The following is a 1,182-nucleotide window of genomic DNA, read 5'->3' on the forward strand; positions in this document are numbered from 1 at the left end:
ACCAGTGGTGGCTCCACGGTGCAGGCCTGTCAAAGCGCATGCCTGGTCAGGAAACACTGTTTCGTTTTAACTCAGAGCATCAGCCACCGGAGTGGGTAAAACATCAGGTCTTCTATCAGATTTTTCCCGACCGTTTTGCCAACGCCAACCCCCGGATCAGTGTCACCACCAATGAATACTGTCTGCTGGGTGAGGAAAAGCCAACCATTGCCAAAACATGGGGAGATTCTGTCTCAGAACATGGAAAACAGGGTGCCTGTGAGTTCTTTGGTGGCGATCTCAAAGGTATCCGTGACAAGCTCGATTACCTTCAATCACTGGGTGTCACTACTCTCTATCTGAATCCGGTCTTTGCCGCCCCCAGTAATCACAAGTACGACACCACCGACTACCTCAATATTGACCCACACCTTGGCACCAATGAGGAGTTTGCAGAGCTGGTGAACGATCTTCATCAGCGGGGCATGAAGGTGTTGCTGGACGCGGTATTCAATCACACCTCCCTCAACCATCCATGGTTTGACCGTTTTCACCAGAGGGATGATGGTCAGGGGGCCTGGCAGAACCCCGGGTCTCCCTTTCGTGACTATTACCAGTTTGACGGCGACTCCGAAAACTACATTGGTTGGAAGGGCATCCACACCCTGCCAAAACTGAACTTTCTCAATCCTGAAGTCCGCAGCTATTTTTACGCAGGTAACAATTCGGTCATTCGCCACTGGCTGAGACAGCCTTATGGTATTGATGGCTGGCGCTTTGATGTTATCCACATGCTGGGAGAAGGGGAGGGCGCAACCAACAATGCCCATTACGTCAGGGCATTTCGGGCATCAGCCAAGACTGAAAATCCACAATGCTATGTACTGGGCGAGCACTTTTTTGAAGCAACCCAGTGGCTGCAGGGGGACCAGGAAGACGGGGCAATGAATTATTACGGCTTTGCCCACCCCGTTCGGGCTTTCTTTGCAAGTCTGGATATTGCCTTCGCCCCCTGTCGTATTGAAGCGGATGAGTTTGCCGGATGGTTGATGGAAGCCATGGCAAAAATTCCCTGGAGCAACCAGCTCTGCCAACTTAACCAGCTGGATAGCCACGATACCATGCGCTTTCTGACCATGGTTAACGGCGATGAGGCAACGTTACGCTGTGCCCTGGTATTTCTGTTCTGCTGGGCCGGTGTCC

Annotated in this window: 1 protein-coding gene; it reads left to right on the top strand. The window is 52.1% G+C overall.

Annotated features, from left to right (window positions below; all coding sequences use genetic code 11):
• On the top strand, positions 1–1,182 hold a 1,182-nt coding region (gene malZ / locus J7438_RS25685), incomplete at both ends, for a maltodextrin glucosidase (RefSeq protein ID WP_209278879.1).

This window comes from Thalassotalea sp. G20_0 (assembly GCF_017744175.1).
Taxonomy (GTDB): Bacteria; Pseudomonadota; Gammaproteobacteria; order Pseudomonadales; family Endozoicomonadaceae; genus Endozoicomonas.